The organism is Micropruina sp. (genome assembly GCF_047602385.1).
Taxonomy (GTDB): domain Bacteria; phylum Actinomycetota; class Actinomycetes; order Propionibacteriales; family Propionibacteriaceae; genus Micropruina.
The window spans coordinates 857,920-873,364 of the sequence record NZ_JASGHL010000002.1; the positions used below are offsets into that span (position 1 = coordinate 857,920).

The window sequence follows — 15,445 nt, forward strand, 5'->3', positions numbered from 1 at the left end:
ACGCGGTGATCCCGCTGTCAGGCAGCGGCCTTGGGATAGCGGAAGTCGATCCTGAACAGTAGGGGTGGTCGTTCGTGAGGTAGGTCGGGCGGTCGACTCGAGTGTCGATGGCCGCTGGGCGTGCGGACGATGACGGTGCCGTCGGGATGAGCCACGTGCTGCCAGCCGGGGTGTTCCTTGAGCTGGTTGCACTGTTCGCACAGGCCTTGGCCGTTGGCGAGGGTGGTTGCGCCGCCTTCCCGCACCGGCGTTGCGTGGTCGGTGTGCCGGATGGGCGCGTCACACCACGGGGTGCGGCAGTACTCGTCGCGGGCCTTGATGAAGGTCTGCATCGCTTTCGGGAAGTGGCGGCGAGCCGACTCCATCCCGGCGAGCCCCCCGGCGCCGGGCCGGACGTAGAGGCGCCGGATCCAGGCGCGGTCGTTGCCGATGGCGTCAGCCGCGAGCCGGCGCGCGACGGAGGCCGGGATCGGCCCATAGTCGCTCATCCGGGCTGGGGTGTCGCTGGCGCCGAACAGGGCTTCGTCGGTGATGACGAGCTGGACCTCCACCTCGACCTCGCCGGCCTCCTCTTCACCGGTGACGCGAGCGACGAGGGTGTCGGCCATGATCTGGTTCCTGCTGCGCTCGTCGCCGGCGGCGCGGGCAGTGTCGGCGGCCTGGGTAAGGGCGGCGTAGGCGGCGACGCCGTCCGCGACCGGAAGCAGAGCGGAGACGCGGGTCATGCAGTCGGGTGCAGGCCGGATGGTGACGTTGCGGTCGGCTTCGGCCTTGCCGATGCGGGCGACCACACTGTGCGGGTCGAGTTGGTAGGCGAGTTTCCTGGCCTCGGCCGCGACCTGCCGGGTGGACAGGTCGCCCAGCTTGGGCCCGAGTTCGGCGTCCACCCGGAGGCGGTGCGCGCGGGACAGGCAGGCGGTTTCGCGGGCGAGCACGGTGACTCGCCATTCGGAGACATCACCGGCATTGAAGGCTGCCATGGTGTGCGGCATCTCCGCCGTCAGCACCCCGGCGAGGCCGACGAGGCTGCTGGCCCGGTGGGGCGATTCGTGCCGGGCGAGGCCGATCTCGCCTGCCAGCGAGGCGGGCACTCGTTTCACGTTGCGCCCTGCGGCACAGGCTTCGGCTTCCCGCACCTGCCGCAGTTCGACGGTGAGTCGTGCCTGGGCCGCCGCCGCAGCGTTCTTGAGGCGTTCCAGTTCGGCGATGTGGTTGATCAGTTCCACCTGATCAGCACAGGCCAGGCCGGCGACCGCGGTGACCATGCCGGTCAGGGCGGTGGTAGCACGTCCACTGAAGCCTTCCATCCACTCATGATAATAGAACATTTGTTTGAATACAAGAGCCATCTCTCAAGGTTGCTCTCCTTCATCGCTGACGCGAGGCGTCCCGGTTCGCTGGGCCTCGGTCGGGACCACCGGTTGAGGGCTGGCGAGTTGCGCCGCGTGCTGGCGGAGGTACTCCCGCAGGTAGGGCAGTGCGAAGTCAACGCTGCCGTACGAGGCCGGGGCGATGATGCCCGCGGCGATCAGTCTGGCTCGGTAGACGCTCGCGTACCGGGTGTCCCTGCCCATCCGGCGTGCGACATCCGCCGTCCGGGAAGGGCCGTCGTCGTGGGACATTGCCACCAGGAAGGTTCGGTCGACCTCGGACAAATCCCGCAACGCGGGCGCGTGGACGAGTGACCCCAGCCGCATCCGCGCCTGCTCGATGCCCGAGATCGCCGCCGCCGTGGTGATCGTGCTGCCGCTCGCCTTGCGCCAGACGTGGTAGCCGACGAGTTGAATCATGTAGGGGTAGCCGCCAGTCGCCTGCGCGATCAGGGCAAGTGCCGCCGACTCAATCGTTCGCCCGTTGTCGCTGATCGTGGCTTCGAGCGAGGTGGCAGCTTCATCGAGCGGAACGTCACCGAGATCGTGCCGGTCGGCACGACGGAGAAAGGTGGTCAGCTTGTCGTTGAGAAGCTCGTTCACCGCCGCCGGCAGCCCGGCCAGCGCGACTGCGACCTCCCGCTCCTCGCGGATCAGGTGCTGGACGGCGGCCGCGAACTGGGCAAGCTCCTGCCGGCCAGTGGAATGGACCTCATCCAGCGTGATCAGAACGCCGGTCTCGTGCGTCGCGCATTGCTCCAGCAGCAGGCTGATGACCTGGCGGAAGTCGGCGGTCACCGGTTCCTCGGCAGGGCTCGAGAAGCCCAATCCGCCGCCGACGACGGGCAGGCTCACATTGGTGACATGTCGGTGGGCCGGCTCCGGATCGAGCAGGCGACCCGCCGATCGGCTGAGCCGGCCGAGGAACCCGGGCGTCGCGGTCTCGTTGATCACCAGCCACTGGTGATCGGCCTGGACCTGCTCGGCGACCGCGTTGAGCATGACCGTCTTGCCGACCCCTCGCGGGCCGCTGAAGATGGTCAGGCGACCGGGCGAACCCGGACCGTTCTCGATGGACTCGGCGAACTCGTCGATGAGCGCCGCGCGCCCGACGAGGCGCGGAGGGTTCGCTCCCGCCGTGGGCCGGAACGGGTTCTTCGTTGCCATACTTTGCCACCTTTAGATCTTTTAGATCCTTTGAGAATTGCATGCTAGTGGCCCGCACCGACAATCTCTGGCCACCCGTCCGATCGGCCGCACCCGGAATCACACCGCTGTAGTTCTCCACAGCTGTGGACGCCGCTGTGGATGCGCACCTGCGGAGTCTGCGGTGGTGAGGTTGTGTTTACCTGCACGGCACGACCACGAAGCGGGGGCGAAACCCGCCCTGCGCACCATGACTGGGTGAGCCCCGCCGAACCCACCTCCGTGCGATCGGCCTGCTCCTACTGCGGAGTGGGCTGTGGCATGGTGCTGCAGATCGAGACTGACCCGGCCACCGGACGCCGCCGGGTCGCCAAGGTGTCCGGCGACAAGCAGCACCCGGCCAACCGCGGCCGATTGTGCACCAAGGGCGCCACCAGCGCGGAGATGCTGGCGGCGCCGGGCCGGCTGGAGCGGGCGATGGTGCGCACGGCCCGCGGCGGCGTCCTCGAACCGCGGCCGACCCGGGACACCATCGCCGACCTCGGCCGCCGGCTGCGCGCAATCGTCGACACCGACGGCCCGGACGCCGTCGCACTGTATGTGTCCGGCCAGATGTCACTGGAGGCCCAGTACCTGGCGAACAAGCTTGCCAAGGGCTTCATCGGCACCAACCAGATCGAGTCGAACTCGCGGCTCTGCATGGCCAGTGCCGGCTCCGGCTACAAGCTCTCGCTGGGCGCGGACGGGCCGCCCGGGTCGTACGCCGACTTCGACCACGCCGACGTCTTCCTCGTCATCGGCTCGAACATGGCCGACTGCCACCCGATCCTCTACCTGCGGATGATGGACCGGATCAAAGCCGGGGCGAAGCTGATCGTCGTCGACCCGCGCCGCAACGCGACCGCCGCGAACGCCGAGGTGTTCCTGCAGGTCAAGCCGGGCACCGACCTGGCCCTGCTCAACGGCCTGCTGCACCTGCTGGTCGCCAACGGGCACATCGACGAGGCGTTCATCACCGAGTACACGCAGGGCTGGGCGGACATGCCCAGCTTCCTGGCCGACTATCCGCCGTCCGTGGTCGCCGAACTCACCGGCATCGACGAGGCCGACCTGCACCGCGCGGCCCGGCTGATCGGCGAGGCCGGCAACTGGATGTCCTGCTGGACGATGGGCCTCAACCAGAGCACCCACGGCACCTGGAACACCAACGCCCTGGTCAACCTGCACCTGGCCACCGGCGCCATCTGCCGTCCGGGCAGCGGACCGTTCTCGTTGACCGGGCAGCCCAACGCGATGGGCGGCCGCGAGATGGGCTACATGGGTCCGGGGCTGCCCGGCCAGCGCAGCACTCTGGACGCCGGCGACCGCGCCTACGCCGAGCAGGTCTGGGGCCTCCCGCCAGGAACCCTACGGACCGAGGCCGGCGCCGGTACCGTCGACCTGTTCCGCCGGATGCAGACCGGCGCCATCAAGGCGTCCTGGGTGATCTGCACGAACCCCGCCGCATCGGTGCCCAACCGGGCCAACGTGATCGCCGGGCTCCAGGCCTGCGAACTGGTGATCAGCCAGGACGTGTTCGCCGAGACCGAGACCAACGCCTACGCCGACGTGCTGCTGCCCGCCGCATTGTGGGCCGAGTCGACCTACGTGGTGGTCAACTCCGAACGCAATCTGACCCTGCTGCAACAGGCCGCCGACCCGATCGGCGAGGCGATGCCGGACTGGCAGATCATCGCCGAGGTGGCCGGCGCGATGGGGTACGCCGACGCGTTCGCCTACGCCTCGTCCGAGGAGGTGTTCGAAGAACTCAAGCTGTTCTGGAACCCGAGGACCGGCTACGACCTGCGCGGCGTCAGCTACGCCCGGCTCGCCCGGACGCCGGTGCAATGGCCCGCGCCACCCCTCACCCCTGACGCGGAGCACGACGACGGACGCAACCCGGTCCGCTACCTCAACGACGGCGTCAGCCAGCACCTGCTCGAACGCCCGGACGGCGTCCGCCCGCGGCTCGCCTTCGCCACCCCGAGCGGGCGCGCGGTGTTCTTCGCCCGTCCGCACGTCGACCCGGCCGAACTCGCCGACGACGACTACCCGTTCGTGCTCAACACCGGACGGCTCCAGCACCAGTGGCACACCCTGACCAAGACCGGCAAGGTGGCGAAGCTGAACAAGCTCAACCCCGGACCGTTCGTCGAGGTGCACCCCGACGACGCGACCCGGCTGGACGTCCGCGACGGCGACTCGGTCGAGATCGCGTCGCGCCGCGGCCGGGCGGTGCTGCCGGCGGTGGTCGCCGACCGGGTCCAGCCGGGCAACCTGTTCGCGCCCTTCCACTGGAACGACGTCTTCGGCGCGAACCTCGCGGTAAACGCCGTCACCAACGATGCGGTCGACCCGATCTCGTTCCAGCCGGAGTTCAAGGTGGCGGCGGTCACCCTGACCAAGGTCGCGACGGCGGCACCGGCGTCCGAGCCCGAACTGATGCCGGTGTCCGTAGGAACCGTCCCCGCGGTCTCCGCCGGCCAGGCCGAGTCCGTGATCGCCGGGCTCGGCCTGAGCCGCATCGCCCCACCCACCCTCAGTGCCGAGCAGAGCCACTACCTGCAGGGCCTGCTCTGGGCGCTCGACACACGCCCGGACGCCGAGCCGGTCCGGCTGCCGGCGTCCGCTCCGTTCGACCCGGCCACCCGGGCCTGGCTGGACGGCGTGATCGCCGGCCGCTACGCGCGGCCTGGGGCCTCCGCGGCGCCTTCGGTCGAGCAGGTCAACGGTGCCACCGTGCTGGTGCTGTGGGCGTCCCAGACCGGTAACGCCGAGGAGCATGCCGGCGACTACGCCGGGCGGCTGCGTGCGGCCGGGTTCGCCGTCGAGTTGACCGGCATGGACGACTTCGACCCCGCCCAGCTGCCCTCGGCCACGACCGTGCTGCTGATCAGCAGCACCTTCGGCGACGGTGGGCCGCCCGACAACGGCGAATCGTTCTGGGACGCCGTCGCCGACGACGCCGGACGGCTGAGTGGAGTGCGGTTCGCGGTGCTCGCCTTCGGCGACTCCAGCTACGACCAGTTCTGCGGTCACGGCCGGCGCCTCGACGCCCGGATGGCCGAGTTGGGGGCCGAGCGGATCACCGAACGAGCCGACTGCGAACCCGGCGACGAGGAACCCGCCGAAGCCTGGTTCGCCCGCGTCCTCGACCGGCTTACCGAACCCGCGGAGGCCGACCAGCCGCAGACCACCTACGTCGCGCCGGCGACCAGCACCGTCAGCGCCGAGCCACGACAAGCGCCCGCGGCCAATCGAGAGAACCGGTACTCCCGTCAGGCGCCGCTGCTCACCCAGGTCACCCTCAACAACCGGCTCGGCGGCAACGGCAGCAGCAAGGACGTCCGCCAGTTCGGCTTCGCCATCGACGGCGACTTCGACTACCGGGCCGGCGACGCATTGGGCGTCCGGCCGGTCAACAGCGCGGACGCGGTGCAACGCTGGCTGACCGCCACCGGGCTGAGCGGCGAGATCACCGTCGAACTCGACGGCGCGGCAACCTCGCTGCGGGACGCCTGCACCAGACAGCTGGAGATCGTCAACGTCACCCCGGGACTGCTCCGCTTCGTCAACGAGCGGGCCGGCGACCGCGAACTCAGCACCCTCCTGCGACAAGGCAATACGGTCAATCTGCAGCGCTGGTTGTGGGGCAAGCAGGCCGTCGATGTGCTGGCCCAGTACCCGGTCGCCGCCCCGGTCGAGGACTGGCTGACGATGCTGCCGCGGCTGCAACCCCGGCAGTACTCGATCTCGTCCAGCCCGCTGGAGCATCCGGGCGAGGTGCACCTGACCGTCTCCGCCGTCCGCTACGAATACCAGGGGCAGCCTCGGCACGGGGTCTGCTCGACCTTCCTCGCCGACCACAGCGAGTCCGCCGACGTGCCGGTCTTCGTCCAGCCCACCACGCACTTCCGTCCGCCGGCCGAGCCCGACCGGCCGATGATCATGGTCGGCCCCGGCACCGGGGTGGCGCCGTTCCGCGGCTTCCTCCAGGAACGCCGGGCGCTCGGCCACACCGGACGGAACTGGCTGTTCTTCGGCGAGCGGAACTCGGCCACCGACTTCTACTACGCCGATGAGCTGACCGAGTTGCGCGATTCGGGTGTGCTCACCGACCTGACCTGCGCGTTCTCCCGGGACCAGCGGCACAAGGTGTACGTGCAGGACCGGCTGCGCGAGCAGGCCGCCCGGGTCTGGGACTGGCTGCAGGACGGCGCGCATTTCTACGTCTGCGGCGACGCCAGCCGGATGGCCAAGGACGTCGACCTCGCTCTCCGCGACATCGTCAGTAGCCAGGGCGGCATGTCGGACGACGACGCAGCCGCCTACCTGAAGGCGCTGAGCAAGCAGCGGCGCTACCTCCGCGACGTCTACTGATACCCCTCACGGCACCGGCAAAGGCATGTGAGATGCCCTTGAAACGACCGTAACGGCCGGTCGCGGTTGCCGAAACATTGCCCCCGTTTACTCATCGTCAAGACCCCAACGACGGGTCGGCCGAGGCCGGACGCCGCTCGGGCGTCGGGGACCGGCCGGCCCGGCCCCCCGACCCGGACAGGACCTCGCCGATGATCAGCACGAACATCTTCCTCCAGGCTATCGCCGCCTTCGACGGCGCCGGACTGGAGCAGTTCGCCCCGCTCGGCCCGGCACTGAGCCACCGCGTGAACGACGGGCGGCTCTGCCAGGCGCTCTACTTCCGCGGCGGCAACAGCAGCGACGAACTGATCGTGGTCGCCCTGCTCCGCGACGGCACCGTGATGCGCTACTTCCCGATCGGTGCGAAGTCGGACGTGCATGTGCCGCTGCGGGTGGTCGAGGACGTCGACGGCGGGTCGGTGATCGAGCTCAGGGTCGCCGCGCCGGCAGGGGTCAGCGGCACCGTGGTGGTCGATCTCGGCCTGGTGGAGCACTGAGATGACCGCCATCGACAGCACCGACCGGGTGCGCGTCGAGCGGCCCGCGGCGCTGCGCCGACTGGTCGTGATCGGCAACGGCATGGCCGGCGCCCGCACCGTCGAAGAGATCCTGGCCCGCGGCGGCGCCGAGCAGTTCGCCATCACCATGTTCGGCGACGAGCCGTACGGCAACTACAACCGCATCCTGCTCAGCCACGTGCTCTCCGGTGAGGAGCAGGACGCCGACATCTTCCTCAACTCGCTGACCTGGTACGACGAGAACGGGATCAGCCTGCGGGCCGGCGTCCGGGTCACCCGGATCGACCGGTTCGCCCGGGTCGTGTTCGCCGACGACGGCAGCGTCACCCCTTATGACGAGTTGATCATCGCCACCGGCAGCCGCTCCTTCCTGCCACCGATGGAGAACCTGTACACCGCCGGCGGCGGCCTGCTGCCCGGCGTCTTCGCGTTCCGCACCCTCGACGACACCCGGGCGATGATTGCCCACGCAGACCGGGCCGACAGCCATCGCGCGGTGGTGATCGGCGGCGGCCTGCTCGGCCTGGAAGCGGCCCGCGGACTGCAGCGGTTCGGGCTCGAGGTGGCCGTGGTGCACGCGGCGCCGCACCTGATGAGCGCGCAGGTGGGTGCCGAGGCCGGTCAGATCATCCGGCGCAAAGTGGCGGCACTCGGCATCGCCGTGCACACCTCGTCGCGCACCTCCGGTCTGATCGGCGAGGAAAGGGTGGAGTGGTTGGCGCTGGCCGACGGCAGCCGGCTGCCCTGCGACCTGGTCGTGGTGGCCGCCGGCATCCGCCCCAACGTCGAGGTCGCCGAGACCAGTGGCTTCACCGTCGAGCGGGCCATCGTGGTCGACGACGACCTGCGCACCGTCGACGACCCGCACGTCTGGGCGGTCGGCGAGTGCGTCCAGCACCGTGGCCAGGTGTACGGGCTGGTCGCCCCGTTGTGGGAGCAGGCCGTGGTGCTGGCCGATCAGATCACCGGACGCGACCCGTCCGCCGCCTACCACGGCTCGCGGACGTCGACGAAGCTCAAGGTGGCCGGCGTCGACGTGGCCGCGATGGGCTTGCAGGGCCCGGAGCGGGACGACGACGAGCATGTGGTCTTCACCGAGCCGGCCCGCGGCGTGTTCAAGTCGGTGGTGGTCCGCGACGACAAGGTCGTCGGAGCCACTCTGGTCGGTGACACCAGCAAGGTGGCCTTCCTGACCCAGGCCTTCGACCAGGGCGTTCCGCTGCCGCAGGAACGGGCCGCGCTGCTGTTCGAGCTTGGCGGGCCGAGCGAGGCGGTCGGGGTGGCCGAGCTGGCCGACGACGCCCAGGTGTGCAACTGCAACGGGGTCAGCAAGGGCCAGCTGGTCGCCTGCGTGCACGACGGCGCCGGCACGGTCCGCGAGGTGATGGATCGCACCCGGGCCGGCAAGGGCTGCGGGTCCTGCAAAGAGATGGTCTGCGCGATCGTCGAGCTGGCCGGCAAGGGGTCGATCACCGCCGACCCGTCCGCCGACTGGTACGTGCCGGGCGTCCCGCTGGACAAGCCGACGCTGATGGCCCGGATCCGCGAACTGGAACTCACCTCGGTGTCGGCGGTGTTCGCGGCGCTGGCCCCGGAAGGCGCCGAGGACGCCAAGTCGAAGATGGGCCTGGCGTCGCTGCTGAAGATGATGTGGGCCGAGCGCTACGTCGACGAGAAGGACGCCAAATTCATCAACGACCGGGTGCACGCCAACATCCAGAAGGACGGCACCTTCTCGGTGGTGCCGCAGATGCGCGGCGGGGTGACTACGGTCGAGCAGCTGCGCGCGATCGCCGACGTCGCCGAGCGCTACGACGTCCCGATGATCAAGGTCACTGGCGGGCAGCGGATCGACCTGCTCGGCGTCCGCAAAGAGGATCTGCCGAAGGTCTGGGGCGACCTCGGGATGCCGTCCGGTTTCGCCTACGGCAAGAGCATGCGCACTGTGAAGACCTGCGTCGGCCAGGAGTTCTGCCGGTTCGGCACCGGTGATTCGACCCGGCTGGGCATCGAGCTGGAGACCCGGCTGCAGGGCATGGAGTCGCCGGCGAAGATGAAGCTCGCCGTGTCCGGCTGCCCGCGCAACTGCGCCGAGTCCTACGTCAAGGACGTCGGGATCGTGGCGATCGAGGGCGGCCGCTGGGAGATCTACATCGGCGGCGCCGCCGGCGCGCACATCCGCAAAGGCGACCTGCTCGCCACCGTGGACAGCGCCGAGGAGGCCAAGACGCTGACCGGGCGGTTCCTGCAGTACTACCGCGAGAACGCCAACTGGCTGGAACGCACCTACGCGTTCGTGCCGCGGATCGGCCTGGAGCGGATCCGGGCGATCGTGGTGGACGACGCCGAGGGGATCGCCGATCGGCTCGACGCCGCCGTCCAGCATCACGTCGACACTTTCGTCGACCCGTGGCTGGAGGGTGCCGAGCCAGCTGTTCCCGGTCAGTTCCGGACGGCACTGCCGCTGACCGTGCTGCCGACGGTGGGACGCCGGTGATGACCGCCGCGACCATGCTCAGCCACGACCTGGGGCCGCTCGCCGAGATTCCCGCCGGGGAGGGCCGCGCCTACCGGCTGGCCGGCAGGCAGATCGCAGTCTTCCACCTGCGCGCCGGCGTGGTGCGCGTGGTCGACGCGGTCTGTCCGCACCGCGGCGGCCCGCTCGCCGATGGCCAGACCGACGGTCGGGTGGTGCTCTGCCCGCTGCACCTGACCGCCTTCGACCTTGAGACCGGTTGCGCCGTAGGCGCCGACTACGCCATCACCACCTATCCCGCGCACGTCGACGAGGCCGGACGGGTCATCGTCTCGGTGCCGGCCGACAGCATCTGAACCCCACCCGAAGGAGACCCCGATGAGCACAACCACCCGGACGGTGACCAGCCGTCCCCGGCTCGAACCTCGTCGCATCGGCCGCTGGATCGACGACTGGCGTCCCGAGGACATGGACTTCTGGAACGAACGCGGCGCGGCGATCGCCCGCCGCAACCTGATCTACTCGGTGGCCAGCGAACACATCGGCTTCTCCGTCTGGACGCTGTGGTCGGTCCTGGTCCTCTTCCTCGGCCCCGGCTACGGCTTCGATGTCGGGCAGAAGTTCCTGCTCACCGCGGTGCCCTCGCTGCTCGGTTCCTTCGTCCGGGTGCCGTACACCTTCGCCGTGGCGAAGTTCGGCGGCCGCAACTGGACGGTGATCTCGGCGGCCCTGCTGCTGGTCCCGACGGTGGCGATCGCGATCGTCCTGGAGCCCGGCGTCTCGTTCGAGACGCTGCTGTGGGTGAGTGCCCTGGCCGGTGTCGGCGGCGGCAACTTCGCCTCGTCGATGACCAACATCAACGCCTTCTTCCCGGCCCGGCTGAAGGGCTGGGCGCTCGGCATCAACGCCGGCGGCGGCAACCTGGGGGTCGCGGTGGCCCAGCTGGTCGGCCTGGCGGTGCTGGCGCTCACCGGAACCCAGTACCCGCGGCTGATCGTGGCGATCTACATCCCGCTGATCGTGCTGGCCACGGTGCTGTCGGCGATCAAGATGGACAACCTGAGCCAGGTCAGCAACGCCAAGGGTGCGATTCGCGAGGTCTCCACCCATGTCGAGAGCTGGGTGTTGGCGTTCCTCTACATCGGCACCTTCGGATCGTTCATCGGCTTCTCGTTCGCCTTCGGCCAGGTGCTGCTGGTGCAGTTCCCCAAGGAGTTCCCTAACCCTGCCGCGGCCGCGGCGCTCACCTTCCTCGGTCCGCTGCTGGGCTCGCTGATCCGTCCGGTCGGCGGCCGGCTGGCCGACCGCTACACCGGTTCGCGGGTCACCTTCTGGAACTTCGTGGCGATGGCGCTGGGCACCTCGGTGGTGCTGCTCGCGGCGTTGCTGCATTCGCTGCCGCTGTTCGTGGCCGGCTTCGTCACGCTGTTCGTCTTCTCGGGCCTGGGCAACGGCTCCACCTACAAGATGATCCCGGCGGTGTTCCTGGCCAAGGCGCAGTTGGCGGTCGGCTCGGGTGCGCCGATCGAGCAGGCGAACGCGGTCTCGCTGCGCCGCTCGGGCGCCCTGATCGGGCTGGCCGGCGCGATCGGTGCGCTCGGCGGATTCGGGGTGAACCTGGCCTTCCGGCAGTCGTTCCTCAGCCTGGGCAACGCCAACGGCGCCTACCTGGCGTTCATCGGCTTCTACCTGGTCTGCCTGGTGGTGACCTGGGCGTGGTTCATCAAGTCGCGGCCGGGTCGACTCGAAGGGGTCTGATCGGGCGGACCGCTGGTTGAATGGACCGGTGAAGACCTATCGCCTGCCGCAGACCGACCTTGAGGCGTCCAGCGTCATCCTCGGGCTGATGCGCATTCCCTCGCTGACCGACGCCGAGATCCGCACCCTGTTCGGGGCCGCCCGCGAGGCGGGCATCACGATGTTCGACCACGCCGACATCTACGGCAACCACCGGCACGAGTGCGAGGAGCGCTTCGGGACGGCGCTGTCGCTCAGCTCGGACGAGCGGGCGCAGGTCCTGATCCAGAGCAAGGTCGGCATCCGGCCCGGCTTCTTCGACTTCTCCGCCGAGCACATCCTGGCCACGGTGGATGAGTCGCTGGCGGCGCTGCGCACCGATTACCTGGACGTCCTGCTGTTGCACCGCCCGGACACCCTGGTCGAGCCCGAGGAGGTCGCCGAGGCCTTCACTTCCTTGCAGAGCGCCGGCAAGGTGCGGCACTTCGGGGTGTCCAACCACACCCCCGGTCAGATCGAGTTGCTGCGGGCCTCCGTCGAGCAGCCGCTGATCGTCAATCAGGTGCAGCTCAGCATCACCCACGCGCCGATCATCGCCTCGGGCCTGGCCACCAACATGGCCGGCGTCGAGGCGTCCATCGACCGGGACAACGGCATCCTCGACCATGCCCGCCGCACCGGGATCACCCTGCAGGCCTGGTCGCCGTACCAGCGAGGTTTCTTCGACGGCGTCTTCATCGACGATCGGGAGCACCACGCCGAACTCAACGACGTGCTGGACGAGCTGGCCGGTGGCTACGGCGTGACGCCGACCGGCATCGCGACCGCCTGGATCACCCGGCATCCGGCGAACATCCAGGTGGTGCTGGGCACCACCAAACCCGAGCGGGTTGCCGAGGCGGCCGCCGGCAGCGACGTCACGCTGAGCCGTGAGGAGTGGTACCGGCTGTATCGGGCCGCCGGGCACCCGCTGCCCTGAGGGTCAGGTCGGGCTCGATCCGGGATCTTCACCTGCTTCGGTGTCCCTGGCCTCGGGCAGCCGGTTCGGCATCACGATGGTCACCTTGCCTGATTCCAGGTCGAGCGGTTTCGGACCCCAGCCGCCCTTGCGATAGTCGACCACCAGCATCTTCTCCAGGTCGCGCTGCTGTTGGGTGTGCCGCGCGCCGGGGTTGAAGAGCTGGAAGAAGTCGCTCATCGCCACAGTGTACGCACAGCCCTCCGAGCGTTTCCCGGTCAGGGATCGGCCAGCCGAGCGATCTCGTCCGGCCCGATCCCGACCAGGGTGTCGCCGACCAGCACGGTGTACAGCCCGCGCCGCTGGCGGTACGCCGACTGCTCCCGGCCGTCCGCCGGGTCCAGGACGCGGACCACCGAACCGGCGAGCAGCAGCTTCGCGCGCCACCCCCAGGCCTCACCCATCGAGGTCGGCTTCTGCCGTTGCCAGTGCAGCTTTCCGGTCCGGGCGTCCACCGCGAACAGCGTCGTGGAATCCGAGAGAAGGGTGCGTCCGGCGACGAACGACGCCTGCGGCGAGATGGTCATCCCGAACGCCGAACCATTGTAGGTCTGCGCCAGTGGCCCGAGCGTCGTGCCGCTGGCCGGATCGACCCGGACGGCGCGGCCGTCGGCTTCGAGGAAGACGGGATCGGTGACGTCACCCGCGCGCGGGTCGCGGTAGGGGAAGGCGAGCCGGGTGTTGATGGCCGTCTCGTGCAGGTTGCGCAGGGAGTAGCTGTAGCTGACCGCGACGGCGCCGTCGTTGCACCACAGCCGCTCGCCGTCATCCACCAGCCGCGAACACCGCGGCATGCCGGCCAGCTTGCCGGAGCGCAGGTCGACGAAGGCGGTGGTCTGGCCCGACCACAGCGCGGTCAGCCCGTCGGCCACCTTCCTGATCCGCGGACGATCCAGCGCCGGCCCGTCCGGGATCGGCAGTTTGCGGTTGTAGATCCGGTTGTCGCTGAACAGGCCGGCATGCTGCGGCTGGTCCCGCAGGTCTAGTTGCCAGCGTTGCCGCAGGTCGGCGTCCAGACCGGTCAGGACGGCGTGCGGCGCCGGTTGGCGCTGCTCGGCCAGCAGGACGCGGTCGCCGTCGGCATGAATCAGGGTGAGCCAGCCGGCGAAATCAACGCCCCGGGTCTCGCGTCCGGTGGCCGGGTCGAGCAGCGAGATCCGCCAGCTAGTACCCAGCCCGGTCACCGGATCGGTCGCGGTGGACGCCGCACAGACCAGCCGCGACTTCACCGGAGTCGCGGCGCAGACACCGTTCGGTAGGTCGGTGCGCCACAGCACGCGCCCGGTCGAGGCGTCCAGGCCGTGGACGGCGATCGCGCGGTCCTCGGCGTCACCGCTGAGCACGACCCAGGTGGTGCCGATCGCCACCACGCGGTTCGGGTCGAAGCTGCCGTCCACCGGCGCCACCAGTTCCGCACCGGTGCCCAGGTCGGGCCGCAGTTCGGACGGCCGCACCGACCAGGTCGCCGCCAGTTCGGGCAGGGTGGGGGTCGGCGTCCGGGACGGACCCGGATCGCTGCGGCGCTCGCCACCATCGAAGAGGCTTCCGACCAGGGCGATCGCGAACAGGACCAGGAGATAGAGGCCCACCGCCCCGAGCACGGTGAGTCGGTCCCGCAGCTGGGCGAAAGCCGGCTTCGATCGAGCGGCGTCTCCCCGCTCGGCTGCCAGGGTGGGGACGTCGCTGCGCCGTGGCGACCGGCCACGCCGCGACCTCCGCCGGCGCCCCTCCGGCGGCGGCTTATGCTCCGCCGGCGCCGAGGGCCAGCGGAAGTCCGGACCCGCGGCGCGAGTGCCCAGCCCGCGAAGCTTCCGGCTCTTTCCGCCGCGCGCCCGGATCAGCTGGGCCTGGCCAGTACCAGGACGGGTAGCGGCGCGTTCCGGACGATCTTCGAGGCGTGCGAACCGAGCAGGAACCGGCCCACCCCCGAGGTACTGGCCCCGACGGCCAGCAACTCATTGGGCGCCCAGTCCACGGCGGTGATGGCCTGCTCCCAGGTGCCACCCTCGCCCACCACCACCGGGGTGGCTTCCGGGTCGACGCCGGCTGCGGCCAGGGCGGGTTCGATCTCGGCGCGGAGCGCCTCGACCCACTCGTCCACCACCAGGTTCTCGACGTCGGGCTCGATGCTTCCTCCCGCGGCGCTCATCGGACGAACCGCGAAGCACGCCACCCGCAGCTGGACTCCGGCCCGCTCGGCCTGCGCCGCCGCGGAGGTGAGCAGCCCGCTGTCGCGGTCACCTCGGCCGAAGGCGACGGTCACCCGTCGAACCCGTGCATCGGACGCCGTGTGGTAGTTGGTCGGCGCGATCAGGATGGGCACGTCCAGGGTGTGCAGCAGCCGGTTCGCGACGCTGCCCAGGCTGATCAGCCCGTCCACCCCTTGCGAGGCAGAGCCCAGCACCACCACCCCCGCCGCACAGTCGCGGGCAACCTCGATCAGCCCGGAGGCCACCGAACGGCCCGATTCGACGACGTAGCGCACCTCCAGATCGCCGCCGATGGTCTCCCGCGCCCGCTCGAGCGCGGCTTCGGCCTGCGTGCGCTGAACGTCGAGGTACTCGCGGTCGGCGTCGAACACCTCGGGCCACGGCCTGGCCGTGATCGAGGCGACGACGACGTCGTCCTGCAGAGAGCGGGCGGCCATCGCGCCGAGCTGCAGCGCGCCTGCGCCACGCTCGTTCGGAGTCAGGCCGATCAGTACCGTCATCAAGTTTCC

11 protein-coding genes are annotated in these 15,445 nt (G+C 69.9%); 6 read left to right on the forward strand and 5 right to left on the reverse strand.

Features of this window, described 5'->3' with window-relative positions; all coding sequences use genetic code 11:
- Positions 1-17: 17 nt before the first annotated feature.
- Positions 18-1,307, reverse strand: coding sequence for a DUF222 domain-containing protein (locus QM711_RS08940; RefSeq protein ID WP_415098411.1), 1,290 nt, complete (start codon positions 1,305-1,307; stop codon positions 18-20).
- A 45-nt stretch (positions 1,308-1,352) separates the two neighbouring features.
- Positions 1,353-2,537 carry an ATP-binding protein gene (locus QM711_RS08945; RefSeq protein ID WP_415098413.1) on the reverse strand — a complete coding sequence of 395 codons (1,185 nt, stop codon included), beginning with the start codon at positions 2,535-2,537 and terminating at the stop codon, positions 1,353-1,355.
- Between the two features lie 237 nt (positions 2,538-2,774).
- Here QM711_RS08945 and QM711_RS08950 point away from each other — a divergent pair, with 237 nt between their 5' ends.
- The 6 genes from QM711_RS08950 to QM711_RS08975 all read left to right on the forward strand — a co-directional run bounded on the left by QM711_RS08950 (position 2,775) and on the right by QM711_RS08975 (position 12,687).
- On the forward strand, positions 2,775-6,935 hold the full coding sequence (locus QM711_RS08950; RefSeq protein ID WP_415098415.1) for a molybdopterin-dependent oxidoreductase: 4,161 nt from the start codon (positions 2,775-2,777) through the stop codon (positions 6,933-6,935).
- A 191-nt stretch (positions 6,936-7,126) separates the two neighbouring features.
- On the forward strand, positions 7,127-7,474 hold the full coding sequence (locus tag QM711_RS08955) for a hypothetical protein (protein ID WP_415098417.1): 348 nt from the start codon (positions 7,127-7,129) through the stop codon (positions 7,472-7,474).
- Position 7,475: 1 nt separating this feature from the next.
- Positions 7,476-9,992, forward strand: a complete 2,517-nt coding sequence (gene nirB / locus QM711_RS08960; RefSeq protein ID WP_415098419.1) for a nitrite reductase large subunit NirB — start codon at positions 7,476-7,478, stop codon at positions 9,990-9,992.
- Complete coding sequence (locus tag QM711_RS08965; protein ID WP_415098421.1) at positions 9,992-10,327, forward strand: Rieske (2Fe-2S) protein; 336 nt, start codon at positions 9,992-9,994, stop codon at positions 10,325-10,327. Before nirB ends, QM711_RS08965 begins: the two co-directional genes overlap by 1 nt.
- A 22-nt stretch (positions 10,328-10,349) precedes the next feature.
- A complete protein-coding gene (locus tag QM711_RS08970; protein WP_415098423.1) occupies positions 10,350-11,729 on the forward strand; it encodes a nitrate/nitrite transporter in 1,380 nt (459 codons plus the stop codon).
- Between the two features lie 28 nt (positions 11,730-11,757).
- Positions 11,758-12,687 carry an aldo/keto reductase gene (locus QM711_RS08975; RefSeq protein ID WP_415098426.1) on the forward strand — a complete coding sequence of 310 codons (930 nt, stop codon included), beginning with the start codon at positions 11,758-11,760 and terminating at the stop codon, positions 12,685-12,687.
- 3 nt (positions 12,688-12,690) lie between these two features.
- On the opposite strand, the gene QM711_RS08980 is transcribed toward QM711_RS08975, so the two are convergent.
- The 3 genes from QM711_RS08980 to QM711_RS08990 all read right to left on the reverse strand — a co-directional run bounded on the left by QM711_RS08980 (position 12,691) and on the right by QM711_RS08990 (position 15,436).
- A complete protein-coding gene (locus tag QM711_RS08980) occupies positions 12,691-12,906 on the reverse strand; it encodes a DUF6191 domain-containing protein (RefSeq protein WP_415098428.1) in 216 nt (71 codons plus the stop codon).
- 38 nt (positions 12,907-12,944) lie between these two features.
- Positions 12,945-14,315 carry a hypothetical protein gene (locus QM711_RS08985; protein ID WP_415098430.1) on the reverse strand — a complete coding sequence of 457 codons (1,371 nt, stop codon included), beginning with the start codon at positions 14,313-14,315 and terminating at the stop codon, positions 12,945-12,947.
- A 248-nt stretch (positions 14,316-14,563) separates the two neighbouring features.
- Positions 14,564-15,436, reverse strand: a complete 873-nt coding sequence (locus QM711_RS08990) for a universal stress protein (RefSeq protein WP_415098432.1) — start codon at positions 15,434-15,436, stop codon at positions 14,564-14,566.
- Positions 15,437-15,445: the final 9 nt, after the last annotated feature.